A 23,222-nucleotide genomic window follows, 5' to 3' on the forward strand; every position below is an offset into this window, starting at 1 on the left:
TCCAATCCCCTAAGCAAAAACGTCGTGTCCGAAAATAGGAAGTCTAGAAATGCGGTCGGACGAAATGGTCCGAGACCCTCTTGCAACTTGCCGTAGAACGCTTGATCGGTCAATATGGAACGTGTCTTACCCTCCACCGATTGCGAGAAGCGACATGACGATCATCGATCCGCATCTGCAATGGATGTACGACGACACGCCCGCACACGAGCGGGCGACGACACGGGTGCCGGTCACGTTCGAATGGCATGGCGATCTTGATGAACTTGTGGCCTTGGGAATGCGGCTGCACGCGACGGCCGGCGGCATCATCTCTGCCGAGATGCCCCTGTCGAGCCTGCCCGAGGTCCACCGCCTGGGCATCGAATACATAGAGCTCGCGCGCACGCTATACTCGCCATTCGACGTTAGCCGATCCGACATCAAGGCCGACGTGCTGCAGCCCGTGATCGGAAGCGAAGTGGGGAAGGGGGTGATCATCGGCATCGTCGACACTGGCATCGATTATACGCATGCGAGCTTTCGCAAGCCCGATGGCAAGACCCGAATCCTCTCGATCTGGGACCAGCGCCTCGAACCGGTGCCGGCACGACCGGGTCGTCCGCCCCGCTTTCCCTCGGAAGGTTCCCCGGGAAACAACGTTGACGGTACGGCACGCAGTGGCGTGGAATTCACCGAAACCGCCATAAATGACGCGTTGAGAACGGGTGGACGGCCGCTGCGCACCAAGGACGTGCCCGACGATCCACACGGAAGCCATGTCATGGGAATTGCCGCTGGCAACGGCGCCGTTTCGCCCGGCAGCCCGGCGACAGCTTTCGTCGGAATGGCTCCGGCCGCGGATCTGATCGTTGTCGCCACCAAGTTCAACTTTGCGCTGATACGGCAGGGGATCGAATACATCCAGGAACGAGCGAGAGCGCGCAATTGTCCCTGCGTTATCAATCTCAGTTTGGGCCAACCGTTGGGCGCGCGCGACGGTCGTAGCCTGGATGAAAGGGCGATTGATGCTGCGCTCGGGGCTGAAGGGCGCGCCATCGTCGTCTCGGCCGGCAACGATGGAAACAAGAACAAGCACGTTCGGGGCAGGATCGCGCGCGGCGCCACGGATCGGATCACTTTCCGCATCGATGACAGGCAGATGGCCAAGGAGCTGGACATCGAAATCTGGTACGGTCTGAAGTCGACTGCGGAAAGGTTCGATGTCGTTGTCACCGATCCTTCGGGCGTTTCAATGTCGCTCGCGGCAAGCGGGGGCTCGGTGCGGCGCACACTCGGCCGCTCGACCGTTAGTCTCGCATCCGCCATTGCCGTTCCTGCCCACAACAAGAACCGGATCAGCATCGCCATTCGTCGGGACGGTCTGCGGATTGCTCCCGGGACATGGTCGATTACCTTGTCGGGCGTCACCGTGGGGACCGGTGCCGACGCTGGCGTTTATCATGGTTATCTGCGTGCCCCGAAAGGACGCAAGGGGATTCCCGCAACCGCGTTCACCTCGTCGCAAACGAGCGCCGCGAGTACCGGTACGATTCCGGCGACCGCGCTCAAGGCCATCTCGGTTGGAGCATACGTTACGAGACCGTCCGCCGATCTGCACAAGCCCGCGGCGTTCTCGAGCCAGGGACCGACGTTGGACGACCGTCAATTTCCTACCCTGTGCGCGCCCGGTCAGTTGATCATTTCGGCGAAGGCCATCAACGCCGAGCCGCACCCGGAGCTCGATGTTGCTGGCAAGCCATTTACGGCCAAGCAGGGTACCAGTATGGCGGCTCCGCATGTTGCCGGCGTGGTTGCGGCGATGCTGCAGGTGAAGCCCACGCTCAAGCAAGATCAAGTCGCCAAGCTGCTTGGTGACCACGCCGACGCCCCGCCTGCGCCATTGCCGAACATTTGGGGGCGCGGACGCGTCAATGCGCTGAATTCCGTGACCGCAGCGAAAGCACCGGTAGGAAGCTGATCGCAGCACGAATTTGGCGCGACGGAGCGAATTCGACCCTGCGGCACGCTCGAGCCTGCGGCGCCGAACACAGCTACCGCCTTTCTTCCCAATCCGCTACGTCGCGGGCTTTTCATGATCACAGCAGGCGTGGTGGTCGAGCATCGCGCTCTGCCGCCGCAAACCGATAATCCGTGTAACAAAAACCACGAAAGAAGTCGACAAACCGCCGAATTTAGGCGCTGATCCTGGATTTGTTGCATTAATCGATTTTCATTGAGCGCTACAATGTCGGCGCTGAACGAGATGCCTCACTTAGGAAATTTCGGCGGTCTGGAAGGCAACGGTACAATTGGCCACATCTAGTTTTGGCTATTGCTGCACAGGAGCAGAACATGGCTAAGCATTTGTACCGTCTCCGTATGGGCTCGTATGTCGGGAACCTATTTCGGCGCAGCAAGCATGATTTACAGCAGAAGCTCTGGCTGCAATGTAACCTGATGCGACTCGGGTGCGAGCTAGCGCGATCCCAGCATCAGCCCGGCGTTGAGCAAGCGGAAGCTACTAGTGCCATTTAAGCCGCTCACCAACTCGACTCCAACTACAAGAAAGCTACCTAGAGGCCGGAACTAATAGAGCCCGACGCCTGGCAGCGCTTTGAGCGCGCCGTTGACGTGGTGGCGAAAAGCCCGCCGCAACATCGGTCCGGGAAAGGCGTCGTAAAATGAAAAAAACGAAGCCGTCCAAAAGATCATAGCCGAGACAGCCGTTAGTTGTATATGCTGCGCGAGAGGGGGGCGCATGGTAAAAAAAGCGAAAAAGGCGAAGAAAGCGAAGAAGGCTGCAAAAAAAGCAGCAAGACACAAGTCTGCGGTTAAGCATCCTGACCCATGGCCGCCTCGGAAATCCAAGCGGTAGGGGGCGGCGCACAATGGGAAGCCCATGGAGAGCAGCGAACGAGCCGAGACGCCCGGAGCCGACGCCGCAACCTCAGCCGCAACGGGAGCAGCCAAGACCGGCTCCGAGGTGGGAGCCCGACAGACACATCGAGAAGCGGGAGGACCCCCGTCATCAGGAGCCGCATCCGGACCCATGGCCGCCTCGCCGCTAGAGCAAGCTACGATAAGCTGTCTTACGAATGCTCAGTATCACTCCTGCCGTGAGGCTTTTCTTGATACTGTGCATCGCTGGTTCATGTTTGCTGTTATAGCGCTCGGGACGGCCGCCCTTACTGATGTGTTGCCGAAGATGCTGCACGTTGCCAGCGTAACTATCGATGCGGCACTCCTTAAAGAGGTATTTGCGGCTGGTGCCGCGATTTTGGCGGCGCTCGACTTGACCTTCGATCTGTCTAATCGAGCGCGCTCCCACGCGATGATGAAGCGTCGGTACTATGAACTGCTTGCCAGTATGCGCGAGGGACGCAAAACAGCGGACGAAGCGCGTGTTTGCTTGGATGAATTCTCAGCTGATGAGGAGCCGCCTTACAGGATTTTGTTCCTGACGTGCTGGAATTCTGCGCAACAAAGCGTCTATGGAGAGAAGGCTTTGCGCTTTCAAGTCTCCATGACCGGGAATCTATTTAAAAACTGGTTTCGGCGGCCAGCGGCCACCTATCCAGTTGTTGGCGGCTAGTCCTTGCACTTCTCTCGTTTGGATCGCCACTTGGCATAAGCCGCGAGCATCTTCTTAATTCGACGCGGCGTCTGCTTTGCGGTTGGCCGTCGATAGGTGAGACGCTTACCAGTGATGCCCTTCGCCATGAGTTCGGCGCGCTCATAATCGTTCACGCCGAGCGCGGCGCGGTTGCTATACCTGAAATCGAATTCTGCGAGATAGCGATGCAGATGCTTCTCGCTGCAGTGCTGATAGACGCCCTTCATGTCGCGTTTGAAGATGCTGTGGTAGCCCTCAACCGTATTGGTGGAGATCACCTTGTCGCCCTCGCGGCGAACGTATTCGTCCTTTGAGTGCTTCACGGTGTCCTCCTGCAAGGCTTGGACTTCGCCAATGTACTTGTAGGCCGCCTCGAGGAAGTCCGCGATATTATCCTCGAGATGCTCTACTTGAGGACCTCCGAGTGATCGAGGATCGCTTGGGCAGTTCCAGCTGAGGCCGTAACGGGGGGCGCCGGTCCACGCTGGCAGATGGACGTATTAACCAGCAGGCGCCGTCGCGATCGTGCAGGAACGTCGTGGCACCGGCCGCAAGGGCTGGTCCAAAGCGGCTCGTGCGGCCGTTTGTTTTGTAATGTCCAGATGTATCCCAATTTCCAGGGAAACGAATTTTTTTGGCACTTAAGGGGCTGATAGCTGGCGCGGCCTCCTAGGCACACTGGGCCCGCGTTACTCAAGGCCGCCTCAGGTGGGAGCCGTTCTCTTGATCTAGCTCAAGCGATGCCTCCCTCTGCAGCAGTCCATCAGGCCGCGCCTGCCGCGCCGCTCCCAAGGCATTCGTGGTCGACGATTTCAAGACGGATCAGCTTCGGGAGAGCCCCTAGTCGTCGGGCTTCAGAAGGGCAAATTCCACACGAAATAGAGAAGCGCAGCAATGGCCCCCCAGAAAAGTATGCCGCGGAAGATGAAAGCGAGCGCCATGTTAATCGCCGTCTCGCCCAAGCCGCTGCGCCATGGTGATTCCATCGATCGCGTCTGCCAGTCCTCCTAAGAAAACCCGATACCATGCATCATCATCGGGAAGTTCCCACTCTCGTAGGCTGCCGACGTAACGGGTCAGAGCAATAACGCCCGCGATCGTCGTTGGCGTTGAACGGATGAGCACATTCGCATGCTCCGCGAGAGCATGGGTCCTTTGACTGCTGATTTCGTCGGCGGCATCAAACTCGGGCCCATCGAGCTTCGCCGATACGGACAAGGCCGCATCGTAATGCGCCGACAGCTCGCGATGACGCTCAATCACTACGAAGATTAGATCCCGATCGGCTGCAGCAGTCGACTGGGTGGAAATTTCCTGTGATGACAATGTTGGCCCCGAGCAAGTAGCAGGCCTATGCTAGCATGGCGGCCATGATGATAATCAGCGTAGAGGGTCGTTCATCTGCGGTATTTCTGCACGATCGGATTGGGCATTCAGACGAGGTCACCGGCTCCATTGGAGATCGAGACGTTTCGGGGACAGGCGCGCGCCTTACTCGCGCCGAAAAACGGCTCGGCTCCAGTTGTTCTCGGCGCAAAGCTGCATATTTTGCGCGTATCAAAGGTTGTTATCACGCATCGGCTGCGCTTGGATACGCTTCCACATTCGAAAGGGGCGGGCGAAATATGAAGTTGATTGCAATAGTTGCCGGTCTGTTGCTGCTCGGCGTGATCGGCCAAGCAAACGCACGCGGAGGACATGGAGGGCGCGTCAGCTACGGCGGCGGACATCACACGACCAGTCATGGCGGCAGCTATTTGGGCGGATCCGGCTCATCACACCGTGGCGGGACTTATCTCAATTCGAGAACTGGCAACCGTTACGGCACTCATCGATAACGAGCTCCGCGCGTGGTCGCCGATGCAAAGCCGATTGGTGTTGTTGCCCAGCGTCGATGAGATCACGGCCATGTTGCCCCAGTCCTGTGCCACGGCGTTGGCACCCCATAGGGCGAGCAGCAAGGCGGGCACGACGACGCGCATGCCTGCAGCTTACGGAAGGGGCGGGCGCTTCGTCCCTCGTCTGTTCAACAGAGTGGCAGGAGTGTTGCGCGCAAGGGCTTCAGAGAACGGCGGCAAGTATACGCTCGCGAGCCGTACGTTCTTGTCGGGGCGCCGCCACTCGACGAATGCGATCGCGGTCTATCCTCAATACTCGCGAGCCCGATCGCAGGCCCTCTTGAGGTGAGAAGAACTCTGAAACAGCTACCGGAAACAGGGCAGCGTTATCGGAGTTCGCGTGACCGAGACGCGCACATTGTTCACGTAATGCTCTGTCACAAGCTCCCCGCGAATGTTGCAAGAAGTCGCTCCCATCGCCGCCATGAATCCGCTTCGAGCCCGCGATGGAGAAGCCTTGCGACTTTCAGCAATGAAGCGAGCGGCTGCACCGGGAGTGCCGAGCGCGTCGGACCGGGCGTTTTGCAGGGCTGCCACTAGCTCATTCAGATCTTTGTCCTTGATCTTGGTATCGCCGACCATTGACGGAACCATGTCAAGAAGACCTTTATCAGCAATTTCGCCAGCGAGTAGTCCGGGAAGCGCCTTGCGGAGAGACTGCTGAAAGGAAGCGGTGGTGCGCCCGGCGAGCTCCTCGCACCGGAGCATCGCCGAGATGTAGCTGAGGCGGGTTGTCTCCGTCGAGTCGAGCCAGACCTGCTCGCAATTGTAAAGCAAGGTCATTCGATCGACAGGTCCGAGCTTCTCGATTGCTTCACGAATTTCGCCAAGCACCTCTGCGGCTGGCTTGCGCAACTCGTCGGGAAGACGACCGGTCGCCTGCCCCCAGACGGCTGCGAGACCGCCCCACCGAGGCTCGAACTGCTGGATCGATAACGCCTGCATGTCGTTCGGAATCTTGGATTGAGCGTCAGCTATGCTTTTCTCCATGGCATCGATCTTGGCGACGACCGCTTCAGTGCGCGCGCGGAGCTTGCTCCCAAACCCCTTGGCTACAGCGGCGGCCACGTCGTCCGTGAATCCTGATACCGCTGCTGCGAGCTTGCTCGCGCCGGTCGCAAGCCGTGCGCTCTGCTTCTCGATGGCTCGTTCGATAGCGGTCTTTACTGATTCATTGAGGAAGGCTTCCACAAAGCCGGCCAGGAAACCTAGCGGCAGGCCGAGGTCCTCGTTGTTCTTCAGAACATCCATCACGGCGTCGACGCTTCCCTCGTAGGCGGCGCCAATTGCGCGTGCTCCCGTCGAAGCGAGAAGTTCTTCCGGAACAGTTCGCTTTTCTGCCGAGGACGCCTTCAGCTCCTTTTCAATCGCTTCGGCCGTTTCGAGCGACCATTGCGGACGCGTTGCCTGCACATCCGGGAATGTTACGGCGACCGAGGTCGGTTTGAGGCGAAGAGCCTGGTCAAACGGCTGGATCCGCCCACGATACGCGTACGCGACCGACTGGAGAGCGAGCGGTGTAGCGGTGGGAGCATCCGATTTTGCGGGCGCAACACGGCGCTCGCTCAGCGGCTGGGATGCCGGTTTCTCTTGCAGCTTCTCCAGAGGCGGAAGAGGCCTGACGATCGGCGGTTCGTCGACATTCAACGATGACAAAGCGACCGAAGCGCTCGCAGGCGGAGGTCCTGGCGGACGTACAGGTGATGGTGTTGGTCCGTTCGGGGGGCCGTGAGGCCCGTCCAGCAGAGAGGGATATTGTCCTGGCAGGTTCCCAAGCGCCTTTCGGAGCTTGTCGGCCAGGAGAACGATATGTGGCCATTGCTGGTCATCATCATCCTTCTTTTTCGTCTCGTAGGTCTTCACGAGACGAGGCATCAGCTCGGCGAGAAGGACGGCTTTCGTTTCCAGAAGGGCCTTTGCATATCGTTCATCAATCCGTTCGATGTGGTGCTCGATTGTCGCTATTCGTTGGGCGAGCAAGCCATCAGGACCTGCAACGATGCCGCCGAAGAAGGTAAGAGAGGTCAGCAGCGTCAGCCAGACGTAGGCGAAGCTTACCGATCGAAGATAGCCGCTGAAGACGCTAATTACGGTCCGATGGCTGGCCCAGAAGGGTGCCACAAACAGAAAAATCAAGGCCAGATAAATAGAGAATTCCAGCGCCGGAGAGGGTTTCAGAAAGGTGGCCACAGTCCGCAAACGGGCCAGTTCCGTCTCCAATTCCCGGATGGTCCGGCTGGCTCCTTCGAGGTCGTCGGTGAGGGAGAGCCATATCTGAAGGCCGGAAAAGATAATGCCGGCGATAGCGAACGGCAGGAAGAAACGATTGAGGTTGCGCAATACTGCGCGCCAGAGTGAGCCTTCCCTGGTCTGCGCGGCAACGTACCTTGTCAGGAGAAACCCGAACACGCCGCCTGCGGCTATCAAATAAGTAATCATGCTTGTCTCCTTAATGGGCCTCGAAGGCACCCACCGGATCGAGCAGTAAAATGAATTGGGAAAACCTAGGGTCGTATCGATGCTAACGTCAATGCCCAAGATGGGGAACTTTTGGTCTAGCTGGCGGGCGGCCGGCGACCGATCGTGAAATGGTCGATGGGCTGTCGCTGTAGCTCCTTGCGTTGATCTGCCGCGGCTCTCCCGCGCGCCGCCGGGCCACGGTGGTCTCGCGGCGGTCCGCCCTTGGCATCGCTCAACGAGCGGCCCGATCGGAACTGGCAGTGCTCTGGCTCCTGCAGCTCGTACCGTTTCGGCCCGCAAGCGACGCGAGGATATTGGTTTGCAGAAGCTGTCGATGAGCGGTTGCAGCATCTTCGCGGATTTCTGCGTCGGATGCAGACGATTGCCGGTGCAGACCCAGTCGATGACATCGGCCGGCGGATTTTCCGGCAGGGGCACGTCACCCTTGGCAAGGAGGAAGGCCTGTTCGTGATGCTATTTCACGAACCGGGAGGACGAGGCCTACCGCTTCGGAAAGATGAGATGGCCGACAGGCCAGGAATCCTGCAGCCTGCCAGCAGTCAAGGAAGACATCGGCTCGGCCCCAGCCGTAGAAGGTCAGGCACAGGCCGGGGTTCTTCACGACGCGCTGCATCTCGCGAAATGCCGGTCGGATCCACGACGTGTTGTCGTCATTGCGGATGGTCTGCCCGCTACTCGATTGTATCGGCAGACATACGGGGGTCGGTCAGGATGAAGTCCACCGACCCGGTTGCCATCTGCCGCATGACCTGGATGCAGTGGCCCTGGATAACGCGGTTGCGAAGGGAGCTTGCCGGCGGTGCTCACTGGCGCACCTCCTGAACCAGCGGCTGGGCTTTCCAGCCGAGATCAAAGCGGTTCGCTACACCGAAATTGTCGGCCCGGCAGATCGCCTCGGCCTTGCGGATCGCATTGGCGGAGCTGCCGGCCTCGACGATGACCGTCCACTCTTCGTACTCAAACGCCTTGACGACGAACCGGCGGAAGGCAGCGGCGCTCATCGCGCCGCCTCGTTCTTGGCATCGGCCTTGGCGGTGCGCACCACCAGGCGCCCGTTAAGCGGCAGGGCCGCCGTGAGCGAGATGTTGTAGCCGTCGCCGTCCTCGTGCGCCCAGGCGGCGCCGACCTTGGTCGTGAATCACCTTCGCCTTCGACCGCGTAGACTGTGTGGGTCGGACGGCTTTGACTTCTGAAATGGCTCAAAAAATCAGGATGCTGCTGTCCTGAAAGGCGGAGCTCGCGCGCATGCGCGAACGCGTCGCAGCCTTTTCGGCCATGAGTTCGGATCTCCTAAAAAGAGATCGAGCGACGAACGAAGGAAGTCGCGTCTTGAGCAGCTGTCGATAGGGGCCTAGTAGGTGACCAGGTCGCTGATAACCACGGCGAGAGGTCCTTCGTCCCCCTTAAAACTAGCAATCATCGCATCCAGAAAGTATCCGGCTCAAGATCTTCGAGGTCGATGGGATGACCGGCATGATCGGCCAGAAGGAGGAAGAACGAAAGCTGCGTGCGACCATTGCCTTCGCGGAACGCGTGAATGACGTTGAGTTCGGAGAGGAAGTGGGCCAGCGGCCCCGACCCGGCGGTGCACTTGAAGGGAGGAGGGTGAAGAGCCGGGGGCCGCGTTCCGCTAAAGCGCGGACGGGCAGTGTGCCCAAGCTGCGCGCGGCTCGCATTAAAGCAGCTAAATGGAGGTTCGCTGCGCTGCAGAGCTCGAAGCTCACCTCCGAGCGGCATTTAATTTTCTTGGTATTCGACACCCGGAGAAATGTATTATCCGTATTTGATTCGCTGATGATTATTTTCACAAGAGAATGTTCATGGCCCAGCGAGCAGTATCCCGTGAGGATGTCCAAAGCTTATTCGCCTTCTATGCATTTGTTGCCCGACACCACAACAAGCATGACGGCGCATCTCGGTGGCTGAAATTATTCACGTCGAGCCAAAACCTTTCCGATGAACGTCTGCACCAGTGGTCAGAGCGTGTTGGCGCAGTCGGTCCGAAATTGGTCGGTCGCGTGCTCCATCCGCGCGCTCGCGCGGTCGTGGACGGTGATGCAAATTATGACCATGCTAGCGCGTTTCTCCACGCGCGACTCAAGGCATTGGATGAACCCCAGCACTAAACTCCGCCGGCCAGCTTCAGCAGCGAACCAACTTAACAGGACGCCTGCGCCGCCACTCGCAAGCGCAATGATGCGACCGCCAGTCAGCCGAGCAGTCGGGCTTGCCTAAAATGAAAACGACTTGGAGTGAACCCCTTCGCCACGGCGCGCACGTGGGCTTCGCATGTCTCCAACGCAATCTTCTGGGCGAGCATCACGTCTCCTATCGGCAGAGAGCCCACCGGCATGAAACACAATCCCTCTTGCTGATGATCGCGCTCGTCCACCACGCAAACATTACCGGAAGTTCCGGCGTAGACCCTGTATTGGCTCCCACTCTCGTTTCCGATCACCTCGAAGTAACCTTTGCGAGCTAGCTGCTCGCGTTGCGCCTGCGAAAGCCACTCCCGCAAGAGCCGGAGCGAGCGGCCTTCCGGCGTGCTTTCGGCGCCGTGCTTGATGAAAAGGGCTCGTGTCGCTCTCATGCGAGAACGGCTGCCCATGGCCAACGATCGGAAGGCCAACATGGCTGGGCTCCCACTAACCTCCAACGAGCCTCGGAAAAAAGATGGTCTCTTCCGCATTCCGGTCGAATGATTTGATTTGTGATAGCTGGTCCGTTCCGGTACGGACCGCAGCGGTGAAGCCAACCTTCGTCAGCTCATTGAAGCGCTGTTCGGCCCTGACCAATTCCTGTGCGTCGTGAAGATTGAAGAGATGACGGCTGTCGCCGGTGCGGTCCATGACGATCTGGATTGCCATAATTGCTAGTTGCGGGTTTTATCGGGCTGAACGCACGGATATTCAGAAGACGAACTTCAATCAGAACTTACCCGTGTTCTGCTGATGGTAGACGGCGGTACGCCCGGATCGGGAGGTGGCGCTTGCTTGCGATCGGCGGCATCGCCGAGGCCCAAAGTGAGCTCGTGAAGCGGCGCTGCTCGCCCCTTAGGTTCATACCGCTCCACCAGTTTCAGGAGGCGCCTTTTAACAAATGGGTCAGCCTGCTCTGCGAGTTCACGCAGTAACTTAGCGCGCTGTTCATTGAATTCGTGATCCAACATGTCTATCCCCTACACAACGCGCATGCGGTCATGCTCTGTAAGAAGACACTCAAAGCGGCTCATCACGTGAGCCAAACAATTTCGCGATCAAAAGGTCTGAATGCAGAAGATAGCGCCTGAGCGGATCAGTTGGCTACAAATTCGATCTCAGATTTGAAATAAACTGAAATCTAGTTGCCGAATGCCACTAACCAAAAGCTTCCAGGGCATCCTTTCTGTGACCGAGATGCAACGGATCTCCACCTTCGGCTCGGAACTTTGCACGCCGGGCTGTTCACCCGCAGAGCTTAAATTATCACAGATGCCGCCGGAGCTGAGGTCACCGCCCTGGTTTTTAGCCCCGGTGGCCGCTCGGAATGTCCGAGCGGCCCTTTCCTTATTCGCGGGCCGCAATAACTTGAAGTACGGCGCTGCAAGGCGCGGCTAATCGGAACCCAATGGGTAACAAGGGACTTAGTACGGAGAATCCCTTGATTGGGTGCTACCGATGGCGATCGAGGATTTCAGAGAAACAAGGCCGATCTTTCTTCCGGAGCAATTCTTTGTGGGGCGGATCGAAGGCTGGGCGGTGCTGGAAAGCCTCGTTGGCGGATTGCTAAAGCGCGCGACGATTGCGGCGCACGGCGAATTCGAGACAGATACCCAAATCGTGATCTTCACCGAGACGTACACATTCGATGATGGCCATTGCGACACGATGCACTGGACCATACGAAAAGGTAACGAAGGCAAGTACACCGGATTGGAAAACCGGCTGGAAGGTGAGGCTCTTGGAGAGCAAGCCGGCTGCGCCTTTCATTGGAAGTACACTCGCGACACGCCGCAACCAGGCGGTAAATCGATCAAATTGAATTTCGATGATTGGTTCTACGCAATAGATGATCGCGCCTGCATCGTGCGTGGGAGCGCCGGACGTGCGGGCATCCCGTTTGCGACGGCACACATTACCTATCGGAAGCTGTGATCCCAATGCCCGCGGATGTCGAGCGCTCTGGCGCAGCATCAAGATGAGATTGTAGGCGCAGGAACCGATCCTTCGACAAGGCGCGCCAAGCTCTTGCATGCCAAAGCCACCTGCAACCACCTCGTCCGTTCGGCCGGACAGGTCGCTGCGATCGCCTTCTTCATTGCCAGCACGGCTTCAGCTTGATGGTCATGTTCTCGGTCTGGATGACGCGCACTCCTACTCCCCCGCCGAGCACGAAGGGTTCCGCAACGCTGTTCTCTCACTTTACAATTACATCTTCAGCGCGCTGTTGTCCGCCGAGATGACGAGCCGCCAAAATACGCTCTTTCACTTCACGATTGAGCTGTTGCTGACTATTCCATCTGCAACACTCGATACCCTGATTACTGGACAATGAGGTGTCGGTAGAGCGATCTGGCGCGAGCTTCCTAGAAAGCGGAAGTGCCGAATTCTTTCATCGCACTGAACGGCTCTACGAGCTCGCGACAGCTATGTCCGCCGAAGTGCTCTCCGTCTACGACTGGCTTTGGGGATACGGCTAGTCCTGACAATCGTTCTCGCCTGAGTGGCTCGTAGGCGGCGGCGGAGAGTCTGCAGTTCTCGAAATAGTGCGACCAGTCCCTCGACCCGCTCGCCCAGAATAGTCGAATAGTGAACCCAACCTCGATTACTCATTAGGAAACCATAATTGTTAAAGGCAACAGGCGGTCGACAACGGAAAAAAATATGCAATCCAAGGTAGGAAAATACAACCCATAAACTGCGGCGGTTAAAAAGGGCCACGCAAAGGTCCCGATACCGACGTCACAGCGCACTCCTTTCGCTTGTCTTGTCAGTTTCGTTCTGAAAGTTCGCCCAGTTCGGCAAAGCTAGGCCTGGTATCGCGGCATTCACGTGCGCCCCGGTCTCTCGAGCTGGTAGTCCCATTCTGCCCTTTACTCGCGCAACGGCTGCCTAGCCGGGCGCGCTCCTTCTCGCGAAGGCAGCCCCTTCGCGCTCTACGACCTCTCTTTAGCCGTGCCGAGCGCACCGGCAGTTAAGGGTTAGTTTAGCTCCCGGTACGATCATTGGCGACCGCAAGGGAGCCAAGCATGCAATTGCACCATGCGAATACCTTGGAAAGGATCACGATCGCCCCAGATCACGGCAGTGGCGAGCTCACGTGGCCCATCACTCGCGATCAATCGGATTTCTCGACCCCCAATCGAGCTGAGATCTTGGCGCTATTGGCGCCGGGCCGGCCTCCAAAACTGACTATTTGTCTCGTCGCGGCGGCCGCATTGGGGGTGGGCTTTGCGTTGGGTTGGGCTGGCGCTTGGTACGGTCCTGCAGCTATCTCGGCTCTCGACCCGACTGCTCAGGTAGAAACGGCTTCGCGCCGCATGCCAGATACAAGGGCAGGCGGTAAAGCCGAAGGCGTCCGAAAGATTGCATCGGGTTCGCGAACAGCGCCTGCTTTGGGGCAGCCCTCCACATTCATCGCGAGCGTTGCTCCGAAGCCTGGGACCAAAGCGCCAAATGCGGCGCAATCGGCGGATGCTCTCGAAGTGGACATGTCTGTGACGGGCTCGATCCAGCCTGCGGGGCCGCTCCTGTCGGTTCCCGAGACAAGACCAACGACCCTGGCAGGTTGGGCAGTGCTGGACGTTCGCGGCGGAACAGCGGTGCTCGAAGGGCCCGATGGGATTCGAATGGCAGCACGAGGTGATGTGGTCCCCGGCGTCGGGCGAATCGAATCTATCGTGCGCTGGGGCAACCGCTGGATAGTTGCAACGGCTCGTGGATTGATCTCGACGCCCTAGGCGTGAAGGCTGGCGACGCAATCAATTTTCATCGTCAATGCTCAGTCGAGCACGTTTGAGTTTCATATAAGGATGAAACCGTACAAATATACGTAAGAACACAGGCCGCTTGGTCGTCTTGAGAGACTCGCTTCTTGACGGCTCGTGCGAAAATGCTGCCAGCCGGCTGCCGAAGTCAGGCTATTTATCCGCCGTGCAGAGCTGGTACTTGTCTTGTTGTTCATGCCTTTCCACGTTCATTCGCGCCATGTATTTGTCTTTGACCTCCTCCGAAGGACAAAGACACGGCGGCTTGCTGCCGTAGTGGATCTTCCAACACTCGCTTGCGGTCGCATCAATGAGCTCCCAAGCAATGACATTTTCTGTCTGCACGAGAACGCCAGGGCCAGGAATTGCTGTCGTCTTTTTTCCGTCTATCTTGCACGCAGGAGATAGAAAGACCTGAGCGGGATCAAGTTCGGTCGGGTAAACGCGGATAAATCCCTCGACGGTCGCATAATCCTTTACGATCGCTCGTACCATCGCCTTCGTATAGACCAGCGTGTTGTTCTCACGAGCATCGATAGGACGCACAGCCACACAGGTGAAGCTCTTCTTTAGTACGTATAAAAGCGGGTGGTCTTGAGTTGTTTTGGTAAGCGACACGAAAGGTATCTTGTTCACCGCCGTGATCACCCAATCATCATCGTAGGCAACCGACACGAAAATTCCGAGAACCAGCGCGACTACATATGCCAGCACTATCTCCGCCGTTGCGACTGCTTGCGCTGGTTTCCGCTTCTTTGCGCGCCATTGCCGCATCGCGAGCGAGGCAATCCCAAAGGATGCGATGCTGATCGCAATCGAAATAAAGGCGTATGCAAGTTCACCGAACCGCAGATCGACCAAATAACTTGCGAGGCCCAGACCAATGAAGCCTGGCAGGAACGCGGCTACAAACTTGATAGCCTTCTTGGGATCATCGGAAATCATTGGCCTATTTGTTACAGCAGTCGTTGTTGCAAGAGCCGTCCTTGCACTTGCACGCGGAGCCATTACAGCCATCGTGAACGCCGCCACAGTCGGGACACAGCTGGAATGAGCCATTGTCGTTCATGACGTACACGGCGAGCTTAGGCTGACGACATTCGCCGCCGGCCATAAAGTTGAGTTGTCCAAGGACGGTATCGAACGAGTCGGCACGCATGCTCGCAGCAACTCGGTCAGGAGCAGGATCATTCCGCGCGGCGCGTGCCAGGATTTGAAAGGCTGCGTAGCCATAGTAGGCATCCGCTCCCTTCATGTCCCTCAAGGAGTTGGGCAAGCTACGTGGCTCTCGAAGGCTGGGATCGTGCGGCGCGATGGCCGCCACTTTGATCTGGTTTCCGAGGCGGCCGATCTCCAGGAGGCTGATGCCACCGATGAGAAGGCTGTTTGATGGGAGTTCGTCCAAACGAATGTTACGAGTATCCCCGCCAAACATGAACACAATCGCCGGCGAGCCAGCTGTGCCATTCCAATTTTGCAACGGCAGCTGGCTGACTTGGGCTTCACGGCTGAGCGCTTCGGCGAAAAACTGGCTTTCAAAAATGTAGCTCGTACGACGATCTTGATTGTCTTTCGCATACCGAACGGCGAGCTTTGTAAGCTGCTCGGCGCTATCGCCGATGTGGAATGAGTACTTTAGTCGCTGGTCCGAAAACGGCGCCTTAGATAGCCCGACCAAGACGGTTGGCGTCTGTTGCTGTTCGCTCACCCCGGACACGGCCAGCATTACAGATGCGCCGCCTTTTGCAATCAGGAAGTTGACGCGATCGACTGCAATAAGCTGGCGGGCCTTGTTGACCGCGATGTCCGGCTTATTCTGATGATCATGGAAAATGACCTCCACCGGTCGGTTGGCTATTTGCCTCAGATCATTCTGAGCGGCGGATACTCCGGCCCGAAACTGCTGGCCTTCATTTGCCCCGAAACCGGTGAAGGTCGCCACTACACCGATACGAATTACTGGGTCTTGCGCCTCTGCCGGAAGATGCATGACGAGTAAAGTTAAGACTACTGCAAAGATCGTTTTCCAGCGACCCATGTGAGCCTCCCATGGATGCAGTATGGCAAGTACTGTCCAGATAGTTCTGGACGAGCAATAAAACGCGCGAAATGATTCAATTCCAAACTCTACCTTTGGTAGCTTTGAGGAACAAGAGGGCACCAGCTGGGACGTGCAAATTTGTGGTCGGCCGACTCGAACCGCTCGGTAATCCCCGTTTCCCTGCGGAGCACTTGCCGCGATCTTGACCTTTATCGGTGAAGTCAGTGAACAGAGATAACTCTGTGCCAATGGCATCACGGCATCTCTTGGCCGATAGCCCCCAATCGGAGATCCTTGATAGAAGCGAATAAGCTCGTCTACGTGCGCTTGATCAAGCGATACTTCGGTAGTTCACGTGAATTTTGGATCTTGCAAGCCTGTTCTGCCCAGCCATTTATGGTGCCACAATAGGTAAAGGCATCATGATCAGGACAACTCCGCTCATACTCTCCTTCGCAAACCGAGAAACTAGTTGGTTGAGAAGAGGTTGGTGGTGTTCCGGAGCCGGCGAAACAACAAATGGGGCGATGATGCAGATTGAGGGGATAAGCTTTCCGAACTTAACGTCTGGCTCCTTTCTTAGAGACGCCGCGATCGCTGTCAGGTAGCACCAACCGTAGAATATCAGGTTGCTGTCCACAAATCAGCGACGTGCCCGGATCTAAACGTAGAAACGACCGAGCAGGCGTGGGCGGAGCAGAAGTCAGGCCGGAAAAGCATCTGCCGCGTATTTCCCCGCCGTCATCGCCGGTGGCAACTTGGGGTTCGTACTGTGCCAAGTCGGTGGCCATTGGTTCGGCCTGTGTCCCCACATGTTGAGCTGTCCCAGGGCGTCGAAAAGCCCAAGGTATTGATAGTAGCTGACGCCCTCGACATCCGTCGAAATCGGGCAGCCGAGCGTTACGACCCGGAGTTCGTGTGATCGGTCCGGTGGAAGGGATCTGATTGCATTGCCGATCTGCAGGGCGCCCTTGCTGTGTCCAACCAGAAGCTTGAATGCCGCGTCACGATGAAGGAGGAGTGCGTGAAGAACGTCTGAGGAGCCGGAGCCGTGGCGAAAGACTGGCGCGCCGTGCAGGGTCTTCGCATCCGGCGTAGACGCGGGCAGTTGGCGGCCTATGCTCGCTGTCCGGGGCGCGGCATTGGCAAGAGCGTTCTGGATCAAGCTCTTTGCATGCAGATAGTCGTAAAGGCCGAAGCCGAACCAGCCCCCTAGCGCCTGCAGAATGACGTCAGCCATGCCGTATCCCGGGACGATGGCAAGCACAGGTTTTCCGAGTGCTATCGAGATGTCCCACGCCAGCGCGGCGCTGCCAAGGGCCGAACTACCGACCCCCGTGATTGTTACGATCTCGACAGCCCGCGTTTCCGGGTGAGGCGAAGTCAAGAAGACCTCCACATTGGTGTATCTGTGCACATAGGGTGCGGTATTAGCGTCGATGAGCAGAAGCGAGCCTTCAGGGTCACTGAGTGCATCGAGCTGGACGATCCGGGAGGGAGGTTTCTCCTCCCGAGCTCGCACGGACGCGTCTTTTTCGGCCAGCTGCGCGGCCAACGTCGCTACATCGTAAAAGACGATATCCAGCGCCGTGTTGAATAGGCGGCAGGCGCGTACGGCGGGTTCAATTAACTGTGGCGGCGGCTCAAACAGATTGAGAAAGGATCGCTCAGATTGGGTCGGCAGATTGTCTCCGATTGGCATGTGAAATTCTCCTCGAGGCTCAATTGAGCATGCCACATTTCTGTGTGATGGCGTTGGAAGCATGCAATGCGCGCGGGTCGACGGGACGGGGCGAGTGTGGTGAGTAGACGCCCCCGGTCCATTTTTAAAGTCTTCAAGCCGCCGATTGCCCGGCCGTTTTTTAGTCGTGCTAACGGTCGACGAGACGTTCCGCTCAGACTTTCTAGGGGGGCGGTCTTCGGTGCGCCGTCAGACGACGACAACAATCGCGATCTCGTGCCGTTGCGGGATAGCTTGCCATGGATCTCCCCTTATCACCTCGATGCGGGCCTGCCCCGATCGAAGCGCACGAAACAAGATGTTGGTTGGCGGTCCGAGTGGGCTTAGCACCCGGCCATCGTCCGAGAGTACGCCGGTCGAGAAGACACCTAACAGCTCGATCGCCGTCTCGCCTTCCAGAAGACGACCGCCGCTTGCTCCAAACATCAGTACGTCTCCCACCCGCACGTGCAGCACGGGTGGGAGGTCCTGGGAGGCCTGAATCTCGACGAGGCGCGGCAAAGCGTTACGGCACCAGTTCCTCGTCCACCTCCACATCTTCCGATGGCGACCATTCGTCGGCGAGGCCCATTTGAGCTTGGATCGACGGTGCACCCTCTGACGAAACCTTCGGGTAGATCTGTCCCGCGAAGGCATAGTCGGTGGCGTTGATGTCCGAACCTCCCCGGATCGGCTGACCGTCTTTGGTAATCGATCCCGGAAGTTGATAGCACATGATCGAATCTTGGTCCGGTGGGGTGGCCATTATCGAGTCCTGGCTGAGCGGTGTCAGCACCTGTTGGTCCACCATCTCACGAGACCACCCCTGTGTGCGCAGGAAGAAGTCATAGGCCTTTTGTGGGTCTATGAGGTCAACCAGCTCCTCACGCATGTGTTCATGCGGGAAGCCGAGCGTGTGCCCAGCTTCATGACGCACGACGCGATGGAATTCGCTGTCCGCTGTGTTCATGGTGAAACCCTGGAGGTTCAACGTCGGCCGATTACTGGGAATGTGCAGGATGTCGGTCCCGAGATAAGACCAGTATCCTGCTTGATTTCGCGAGATGCGCACCTTACCCACACCACGGGTCTCCACGAATGAGATCCCTGCGGTTTGGTTCCAGGCATTCATGTGCTGAATGATCCGGCGGCGCAGATCACTTGGCCCGCCATCCAGGAAGCTGACCGTGAGCCGGCGCTGTTGCGGGCCCCAATACTTACCAACCAAAACTGCAATCGCTGCTGGCGAGAGTACCAGGCCGCGTGCCACGGAGCCAATGGCACCGAAGTTAACTCGGTTCATGGGATTGATGGTCGTTGCAGTCTTTGCCGCTTTTTCGGCTAGACGGCCGGGCAGTTGCTTAATTGAACAATGCGCGTTTTTTCCACCCGCGTGGTTATGGGGGCGCCGCGCAGCTTCGCCGCCATTCGGCTTATCGTCCTCGTCCACATACCGTCCGGTATCCGACGCTGCCTGAGCCACCTCTGCGATTCTCATTAATGCTTGGCGGAGTTTCTGTTCGCTATCGCTCATGTCGTTCTCCTCTTGCTGGTTGCTGGACACCGACTGTTCCACCAAAGAGATGGCATATACCGGATCGCGACAGTTGGTGGCGGCTGCCGCGCTTCGTCCATCTCTTCGAACCGCCTTTACCGTCAAGATGGTCTGCTTGCGCTCGTATTCGGCGTTGATCCGTCACGGACTTTCGGATTGCATAGCGAACTCGGCCGTCCGGGCCGAGGATGACGGTTGAGCCGCCGATGACTTCAGTGGACGTTCCCGATATCTGCTTGCACCAACGCCGCTGGGTGATCTCGGCGACCGTATCGAAGGTGACCTGCCGGTCCGGGCCGATGCGGCTAAGGGAGCGAATAGAACCAACAACTGCAGGATCGACGTGATCTCCGTTCAGTTGCACGTCGCCCGGTAAAGCGCAGCCGAACGCGCGTGCGTACCCTGCCCGCATGACGTAGGATCCGAGTGCTTCGGCCTGCCGGCGCAGTTCGGTCTCGTCGGCTGCTCTTCCCGGGTCGCCCGCGAAACGTAACCTCTTGAAGTGCAGGTCTTCGATCGGCTCCATTTGCTTGTCAGGTGGTCGCCATAGCAGAGTGTCCTCCGCGAGATCGGGCACGTCATCCGGGTAGATGCGCCGACGGGCGAAGGAATCGATGATGGCCTCGCGATAGCCGAAGGGGTCGTCCTGAACGAGATCGAAATCCGCAGTGATAACTGCTCGCAGATACTCGCCAAAACACAGGTCGAACGGCGGGCAGTAGTCGATGGCACGTATGCAAACCGAAAGGAACTGTGATGCCAGTGTGCTTGCTTGGTCGGCGAGAATTTCGCAAAGCTCCGAACCTGGAGCCTCACCGGGAGTTAGACGTGCCAGGCGAATGAATCGCTTTGTCTTCCGGCGAAGTATCGTCGCGAATGCTTCGAAAATGGCCGTTACTAGAAGCGAGCCACGCTCGTGCGGTTCGTCGCCAGCTTGATCATATCGTCGGACGCTGCGCTCCTCGTCTTGTCCCAGCCCCGCTGCATCGATGGCCGATCGCAACGGCCCGCCCGAACCCGTGGTATGTCCGAATTGGTTAGCGAGTGACAGAAGCAGCGCATCGGTCTCGAGTTTGCCGCCTGACCTCTCAATTGCGGCACGAACGACATCCGAATACGAGAAGTGCATGAGCATCGCCACGAGGTCGGCAAAACCCTCGTGAAAGGCCGCGACATCCGGGTGGGTCGGCAGCCGAAAGCGCGGCCGAAGACCGTCCAGCAACGCATGGGTCATCTCATGCACGATGATGTCGTGTGAGAGACTCGTGAACACCCGACCGCCGGGTCGATTTCGTCCCTGAACGCTACCATCGGCAGTGTAGTAGCCGAACTTGAGTTCCCCTGCTGATGAATCGTAATAGGCATTGCGGCCGCAGAAGGCCTGTGGCCGAATTCTGAGCTTTGCATAAGCTTGACCAGGACGAGAGTGAAAGCCCCAGCACGGATCGCGTCCGAGCGCGCGTCTGAAGACATCGTACGTGGCCGCGCAGACCGCGTAGACCATCTGCTGCCGGAACATAGGGTCGGACGGCGAGGGGGGCCGTCCATTTTCTATCAGGATGCGAGGATCATCCAACTCGACCGGCTTGTTGAGCCGCCCCGTCGTCTCGTCCCAATCGACCACCTCCAGGATGCTGCCCGCGGGCCCCGAGCGCAATCGCTCGAATGGGACATTTAACACGGCCACAGCGCCATCCTGCCGACTCGCCGCTGGATCAAGCGTGTAGATCCTGAGCGGCCGATGGATCGGGTCCTGATGCGTTCGTTGATACGGTTGCAAAGAGGCGGTAGCTAGAAAGACCGGGTCCACTACAAAATAGTTGGCCGATGCAGTCAGCTCACGCTGTACCTTGCCGATCTTCGGGAAAGGTACACTCGATGCCCTTTCAGGCTTCACGTAAGGAAGGGGCGGGTGCGCCTGAATATCCATAAAACGACTCCCCAGCACAATTCAGCCAGCAGAGCGCGATCCTTTTGGCGTAGATTTCACCCGGGTCACCGAAACACTTTTTGTACGAATGGCGACCCAAGTTTATCGACATCGCACGTCAAAAGCGGCACGCAGATATTGCAACGTCCTTGGCCGCCGGTGTGTGAGCTGGTTCACTCTACAAGCTTGAAAAAAGCCACCCTACGCATTTAGCAGCCTAACTTAGTTCAATTCTTGCCAAGAATGGCGGGTCCGCCAATGTGCCCGCGAAGAGTATTGCTAAAGGTAAAGTAACTCGCGCAGTCGACGCTTGCCGCGGCCACGGTTGTCGCGTTGCCTGCTCGGGTCTCGAAGGTCAATATGCTGCCCTACGACAGATTTCGTAGTTTAGTCCAAATCTCAACCGTCAGGTAGTTTTTGTCTCTGGGACAACTTGTCGCGCAACCGTCGTCGCACTCATGAGAGGCTCGCGGCTTCGAATCTAGAAAGTTCGATGCTGATGGCATCTTGTCTCGCGGCAGAGCCGTTTGGCACCGGGCATTGGCTTTCGGGAATTCGCATCGCGCGGACGGTGGTTCGAACATTAGCCAACCCCTTCAAGCGCACCGCGATCTTCTTGGATCTTATTAGACATTTCGTCGTTCGGTGATGATGCGGCAGTCGATGGACTCGCGCACAACGCGACCTGCGCATAATCGGCCCTGGAGCTCTAAAACTATGTCCCGCATCTCTCGTATTAGGAGCAGCATGCAGGCATCGGAAACCCGTTTGTGCCGTTGGTTGCCAGTTTTCCCGAGGATCGTTTTGAAACGCACCGAAGCGATCCACGGTGCCGTTCGCGTCACGCATGATCTGAATATCAGCCTCAATCTCTACAGATCTCTGACTTTCGCCGAAAATCCATTAATGTCTTGCACGACGATGAAATGCGACACTACGCATCACACCAAGTCACCTTCCTTGTCTCAAATTCGTCCACCACTTGGTGAAGGTAGCCGTCAGAATATTCAATTTCTTCAAGTATTCGTTTCCTTCGCGTTTCATCGAAGAGATCGCGCCGGGTCCGGATGGCATTACGGATCTGTTCGAGCTTTAGCTGGGTGTTACTCAGCTCTTCCGTCCGCGCTCGCGATTGAAAGCATCAAAGTCCCGCCCGCCGACAGCACAGGGACCCCTTAGTGCCGCCGACCAGCGCCGCATCAGGCCCGTAGACCGTAAGATTTCGGATCCCTTGAGTGGTTTGATAAGGTTCTTCTCTAGATCACCGTTGATGATGAGGTGCACGTCGTCACTGAAGACGACCTTAGCAAGATCTATGCTCCCAGCGGGTCAGCTCCAGTAGCCATCGGTAGCCATTCCGCTTCAGAGAGCTTGGAAGCCACGCTAGATCTGGATAAACTTGTTACGCGACATGCTGCAATCGTTGGATCGACCGGCGCAGGAAAATCGAACACCGTCGCAGCAATTTTGAAGGCCCTCACAACAGGATCCTTTCGCATAGCGAATACGGCGCCGCACGGTCAGACGAGTAGTCGGGGCGACGTTCTACGCTACGCTCTCGCCAGATCTGCCGTCAACGAGCCCCATTGTTCACGGCCGCGTTTATCGGGTCAGATAGGAAGCTTTGTACGCATTCCTCTCGGTTTTCTCAACGCATACGGGATCGTTTCGATGGTCGGCGCGGTGGCAGTGCCAGGAGAGGATCCGCTCATGACGGCGCGATCAGCCAAGTGTACGTTGGAGATTAAGCTCATAGGTGAGGCCTACCGCAATTCACCGTTTCAACGGGGACTAAGCGTTAATGCGATATCGCCTTAGGTGCCCGACAGGGCTTTTGCGATCCCATAGTGTGCTGCTCGCACCTAGGGAAATCCCTAGGGTGTACGGGCGCTGATGCGGCTACGCCGATTTCGTATGACGGCACGGAACCAGCTCTGTGGTCGAATAAGGGTGGCACAGAGCCTCGTTGAACGGCACTTCCCTCCTTGTGACTGACTATCGCCACGCTGTTGCCGCGAGTGGTGCATCGTGCAAGAG

Annotated in this window: 20 protein-coding genes and 1 pseudogene; 5 read left to right on the plus strand and 16 right to left on the minus strand. The window is 57.7% G+C overall.

The features are described 5' to 3' along the window. Positions 1-154: 154 nt before the first annotated feature. Complete coding sequence (locus tag I6F36_RS35695; protein WP_225145533.1) at positions 155-1,960, plus strand: S8 family serine peptidase; 1,806 nt, start codon at positions 155-157, stop codon at positions 1,958-1,960. Between the two features lie 608 nt (positions 1,961-2,568). Here I6F36_RS35695 and I6F36_RS35700 read toward each other — a convergent pair. Then, entirely contained in the window at positions 2,569-2,952 is a 384-nt protein-coding gene (locus I6F36_RS35700; protein WP_225173081.1) for a hypothetical protein, read from the minus strand. A 79-nt stretch (positions 2,953-3,031) separates the two neighbouring features. Between I6F36_RS35700 and I6F36_RS35705 the strand changes: the two genes are divergently transcribed. Next, positions 3,032-3,574, plus strand: a complete 543-nt coding sequence (locus I6F36_RS35705) for a hypothetical protein (RefSeq protein WP_225141948.1) — start codon at positions 3,032-3,034, stop codon at positions 3,572-3,574. Positions 3,575-3,663: 89 nt separating this feature from the next. Here the strand turns inward: I6F36_RS35705 and I6F36_RS35710 are convergent. The 9 genes and pseudogenes from I6F36_RS35710 to I6F36_RS35755 all read right to left on the minus strand — a co-directional run. Beyond that, a pseudogene (locus I6F36_RS35710) lies at positions 3,664-3,969 on the minus strand (transposase); the annotation flags it as partial. 568 nt (positions 3,970-4,537) lie between these two features. Further along, the gene (locus I6F36_RS35715; RefSeq protein ID WP_225145531.1) at positions 4,538-4,921 is read right to left on the minus strand and encodes a hypothetical protein; all 384 of its coding nucleotides are present in this window, start codon (positions 4,919-4,921) and stop codon (positions 4,538-4,540) included. Positions 4,922-5,370: 449 nt separating this feature from the next. Then, positions 5,371-5,577, minus strand: coding sequence for a hypothetical protein (locus I6F36_RS35720; protein ID WP_225145530.1), 207 nt, complete (start codon positions 5,575-5,577; stop codon positions 5,371-5,373). Between the two features lie 222 nt (positions 5,578-5,799). Then, positions 5,800-7,932 (minus strand): hypothetical protein, encoded by a 2,133-nt coding sequence (locus tag I6F36_RS35725; RefSeq protein ID WP_225145529.1) that lies wholly within the window; start codon positions 7,930-7,932, stop codon positions 5,800-5,802. An 845-nt stretch (positions 7,933-8,777) separates the two neighbouring features. Continuing rightward, positions 8,778-8,975, minus strand: a complete 198-nt coding sequence (locus I6F36_RS35730) for a hypothetical protein (RefSeq protein WP_225145528.1) — start codon at positions 8,973-8,975, stop codon at positions 8,778-8,780. Positions 8,976-9,390: 415 nt separating this feature from the next. Further along, on the minus strand, positions 9,391-9,711 hold the full coding sequence (locus tag I6F36_RS40080; RefSeq protein WP_346657227.1) for a Fic family protein: 321 nt from the start codon (positions 9,709-9,711) through the stop codon (positions 9,391-9,393). A gap of 472 nt (positions 9,712-10,183) precedes the next feature. Continuing rightward, positions 10,184-10,606: a hypothetical protein gene (locus tag I6F36_RS35745; RefSeq protein WP_225145527.1), complete on the minus strand. Its 423-nt coding sequence runs from the start codon at positions 10,604-10,606 to the stop codon at positions 10,184-10,186. A 13-nt stretch (positions 10,607-10,619) separates the two neighbouring features. Next, positions 10,620-10,841, minus strand: a complete 222-nt coding sequence (locus I6F36_RS35750; protein ID WP_225130048.1) for a hypothetical protein — start codon at positions 10,839-10,841, stop codon at positions 10,620-10,622. A gap of 56 nt (positions 10,842-10,897) precedes the next feature. After that, positions 10,898-11,143 (minus strand): hypothetical protein, encoded by a 246-nt coding sequence (locus I6F36_RS35755; RefSeq protein ID WP_225145526.1) that lies wholly within the window; start codon positions 11,141-11,143, stop codon positions 10,898-10,900. 487 nt (positions 11,144-11,630) lie between these two features. Here I6F36_RS35755 and I6F36_RS35760 point away from each other — a divergent pair, with 487 nt between their 5' ends. Both I6F36_RS35760 and I6F36_RS35765 read left to right on the plus strand, forming a co-directional pair. After that, positions 11,631-12,107, plus strand: a complete 477-nt coding sequence (locus I6F36_RS35760; RefSeq protein ID WP_225130044.1) for a DUF3833 family protein — start codon at positions 11,631-11,633, stop codon at positions 12,105-12,107. 97 nt (positions 12,108-12,204) lie between these two features. After that, on the plus strand, positions 12,205-12,507 hold the full coding sequence (locus I6F36_RS35765) for a hypothetical protein (RefSeq protein ID WP_225145525.1): 303 nt from the start codon (positions 12,205-12,207) through the stop codon (positions 12,505-12,507). A gap of 1,585 nt (positions 12,508-14,092) precedes the next feature. On the opposite strand, the gene I6F36_RS35770 is transcribed toward I6F36_RS35765, so the two are convergent. From I6F36_RS35770 to I6F36_RS35795, 6 genes are all read right to left on the minus strand, one after another. Beyond that, positions 14,093-14,884 carry a hypothetical protein gene (locus I6F36_RS35770; protein ID WP_225145524.1) on the minus strand — a complete coding sequence of 264 codons (792 nt, stop codon included), beginning with the start codon at positions 14,882-14,884 and terminating at the stop codon, positions 14,093-14,095. A gap of 4 nt (positions 14,885-14,888) precedes the next feature. After that, complete coding sequence (locus I6F36_RS35775; protein ID WP_225145523.1) at positions 14,889-15,977, minus strand: ABC transporter substrate-binding protein; 1,089 nt, start codon at positions 15,975-15,977, stop codon at positions 14,889-14,891. A gap of 706 nt (positions 15,978-16,683) precedes the next feature. Next, on the minus strand, positions 16,684-17,682 hold the full coding sequence (locus I6F36_RS35780) for a hypothetical protein (protein ID WP_225145522.1): 999 nt from the start codon (positions 17,680-17,682) through the stop codon (positions 16,684-16,686). 228 nt (positions 17,683-17,910) lie between these two features. Beyond that, a complete protein-coding gene (locus tag I6F36_RS35785) occupies positions 17,911-18,147 on the minus strand; it encodes a hypothetical protein (protein ID WP_225130035.1) in 237 nt (78 codons plus the stop codon). A gap of 79 nt (positions 18,148-18,226) precedes the next feature. After that, a complete protein-coding gene (locus tag I6F36_RS35790; protein WP_225145521.1) occupies positions 18,227-19,234 on the minus strand; it encodes a M12 family metallopeptidase in 1,008 nt (335 codons plus the stop codon). Further along, a complete protein-coding gene (locus I6F36_RS35795; protein WP_225173082.1) occupies positions 19,224-21,185 on the minus strand; it encodes a hypothetical protein in 1,962 nt (653 codons plus the stop codon). The genes I6F36_RS35790 and I6F36_RS35795 overlap by 11 nt, the downstream gene beginning before the upstream one ends. Positions 21,186-22,463: 1,278 nt before the next feature. Between I6F36_RS35795 and I6F36_RS40085 the strand changes: the two genes are divergently transcribed. Continuing rightward, positions 22,464-23,003 carry a DUF87 domain-containing protein gene (locus tag I6F36_RS40085; protein ID WP_225145519.1) on the plus strand — a complete coding sequence of 180 codons (540 nt, stop codon included), beginning with the start codon at positions 22,464-22,466 and terminating at the stop codon, positions 23,001-23,003. Positions 23,004-23,222 lie beyond the last annotated feature (219 nt).

Origin of the sequence: Bradyrhizobium sp. BRP19 (genome assembly GCF_020194195.1) — a bacterium.
Taxonomy (GTDB): domain Bacteria; phylum Pseudomonadota; class Alphaproteobacteria; order Rhizobiales; family Xanthobacteraceae; genus Bradyrhizobium; species Bradyrhizobium yuanmingense.

Bases quoted from the DNA above. Each gene is read 5' to 3' on its own strand.
- I6F36_RS35745 (WP_225145527.1), bottom strand. From the start codon at position 10,606: ATGTTGGCCTTCCGATCGTTGGCCATGGGCAGCCGTTCTCGCATGAGA.
- I6F36_RS35695 (WP_225145533.1), top strand. From the start codon at position 155: ATGACGATCATCGATCCGCATCTGCAATGGATGTACGACGACACGCCC.
- I6F36_RS35790 (WP_225145521.1), bottom strand. From the start codon at position 19,234: ATGAGCGATAGCGAACAGAAACTCCGCCAAGCATTAATGAGAATCGCA.
- I6F36_RS35730 (WP_225145528.1), bottom strand. From the start codon at position 8,975: ATGAGCGCCGCTGCCTTCCGCCGGTTCGTCGTCAAGGCGTTTGAGTAC.
- I6F36_RS40080 (WP_346657227.1), bottom strand. From the start codon at position 9,711: ATGCCGCTCGGAGGTGAGCTTCGAGCTCTGCAGCGCAGCGAACCTCCA.
- I6F36_RS35780 (WP_225145522.1), bottom strand. From the start codon at position 17,682: ATGCCAATCGGAGACAATCTGCCGACCCAATCTGAGCGATCCTTTCTC.
- I6F36_RS35720 (WP_225145530.1), bottom strand. From the start codon at position 5,577: ATGCGCGTCGTCGTGCCCGCCTTGCTGCTCGCCCTATGGGGTGCCAAC.
- I6F36_RS35705 (WP_225141948.1), top strand. From the start codon at position 3,032: ATGGCCGCCTCGCCGCTAGAGCAAGCTACGATAAGCTGTCTTACGAAT.
- I6F36_RS35750 (WP_225130048.1), bottom strand. From the start codon at position 10,841: ATGGCAATCCAGATCGTCATGGACCGCACCGGCGACAGCCGTCATCTC.
- I6F36_RS35725 (WP_225145529.1), bottom strand. From the start codon at position 7,932: ATGATTACTTATTTGATAGCCGCAGGCGGCGTGTTCGGGTTTCTCCTG.
- I6F36_RS35755 (WP_225145526.1), bottom strand. From the start codon at position 11,143: ATGTTGGATCACGAATTCAATGAACAGCGCGCTAAGTTACTGCGTGAA.
- I6F36_RS35760 (WP_225130044.1), top strand. From the start codon at position 11,631: ATGGCGATCGAGGATTTCAGAGAAACAAGGCCGATCTTTCTTCCGGAG.
- I6F36_RS35795 (WP_225173082.1), bottom strand. From the start codon at position 21,185: ATGGATATTCAGGCGCACCCGCCCCTTCCTTACGTGAAGCCTGAAAGG.
- I6F36_RS35775 (WP_225145523.1), bottom strand. From the start codon at position 15,977: ATGGGTCGCTGGAAAACGATCTTTGCAGTAGTCTTAACTTTACTCGTC.
- I6F36_RS35765 (WP_225145525.1), top strand. From the start codon at position 12,205: ATGCCAAAGCCACCTGCAACCACCTCGTCCGTTCGGCCGGACAGGTCG.
- I6F36_RS35770 (WP_225145524.1), bottom strand. From the start codon at position 14,884: ATGATTTCCGATGATCCCAAGAAGGCTATCAAGTTTGTAGCCGCGTTC.
- I6F36_RS35785 (WP_225130035.1), bottom strand. From the start codon at position 18,147: ATGTTTGGAGCAAGCGGCGGTCGTCTTCTGGAAGGCGAGACGGCGATC.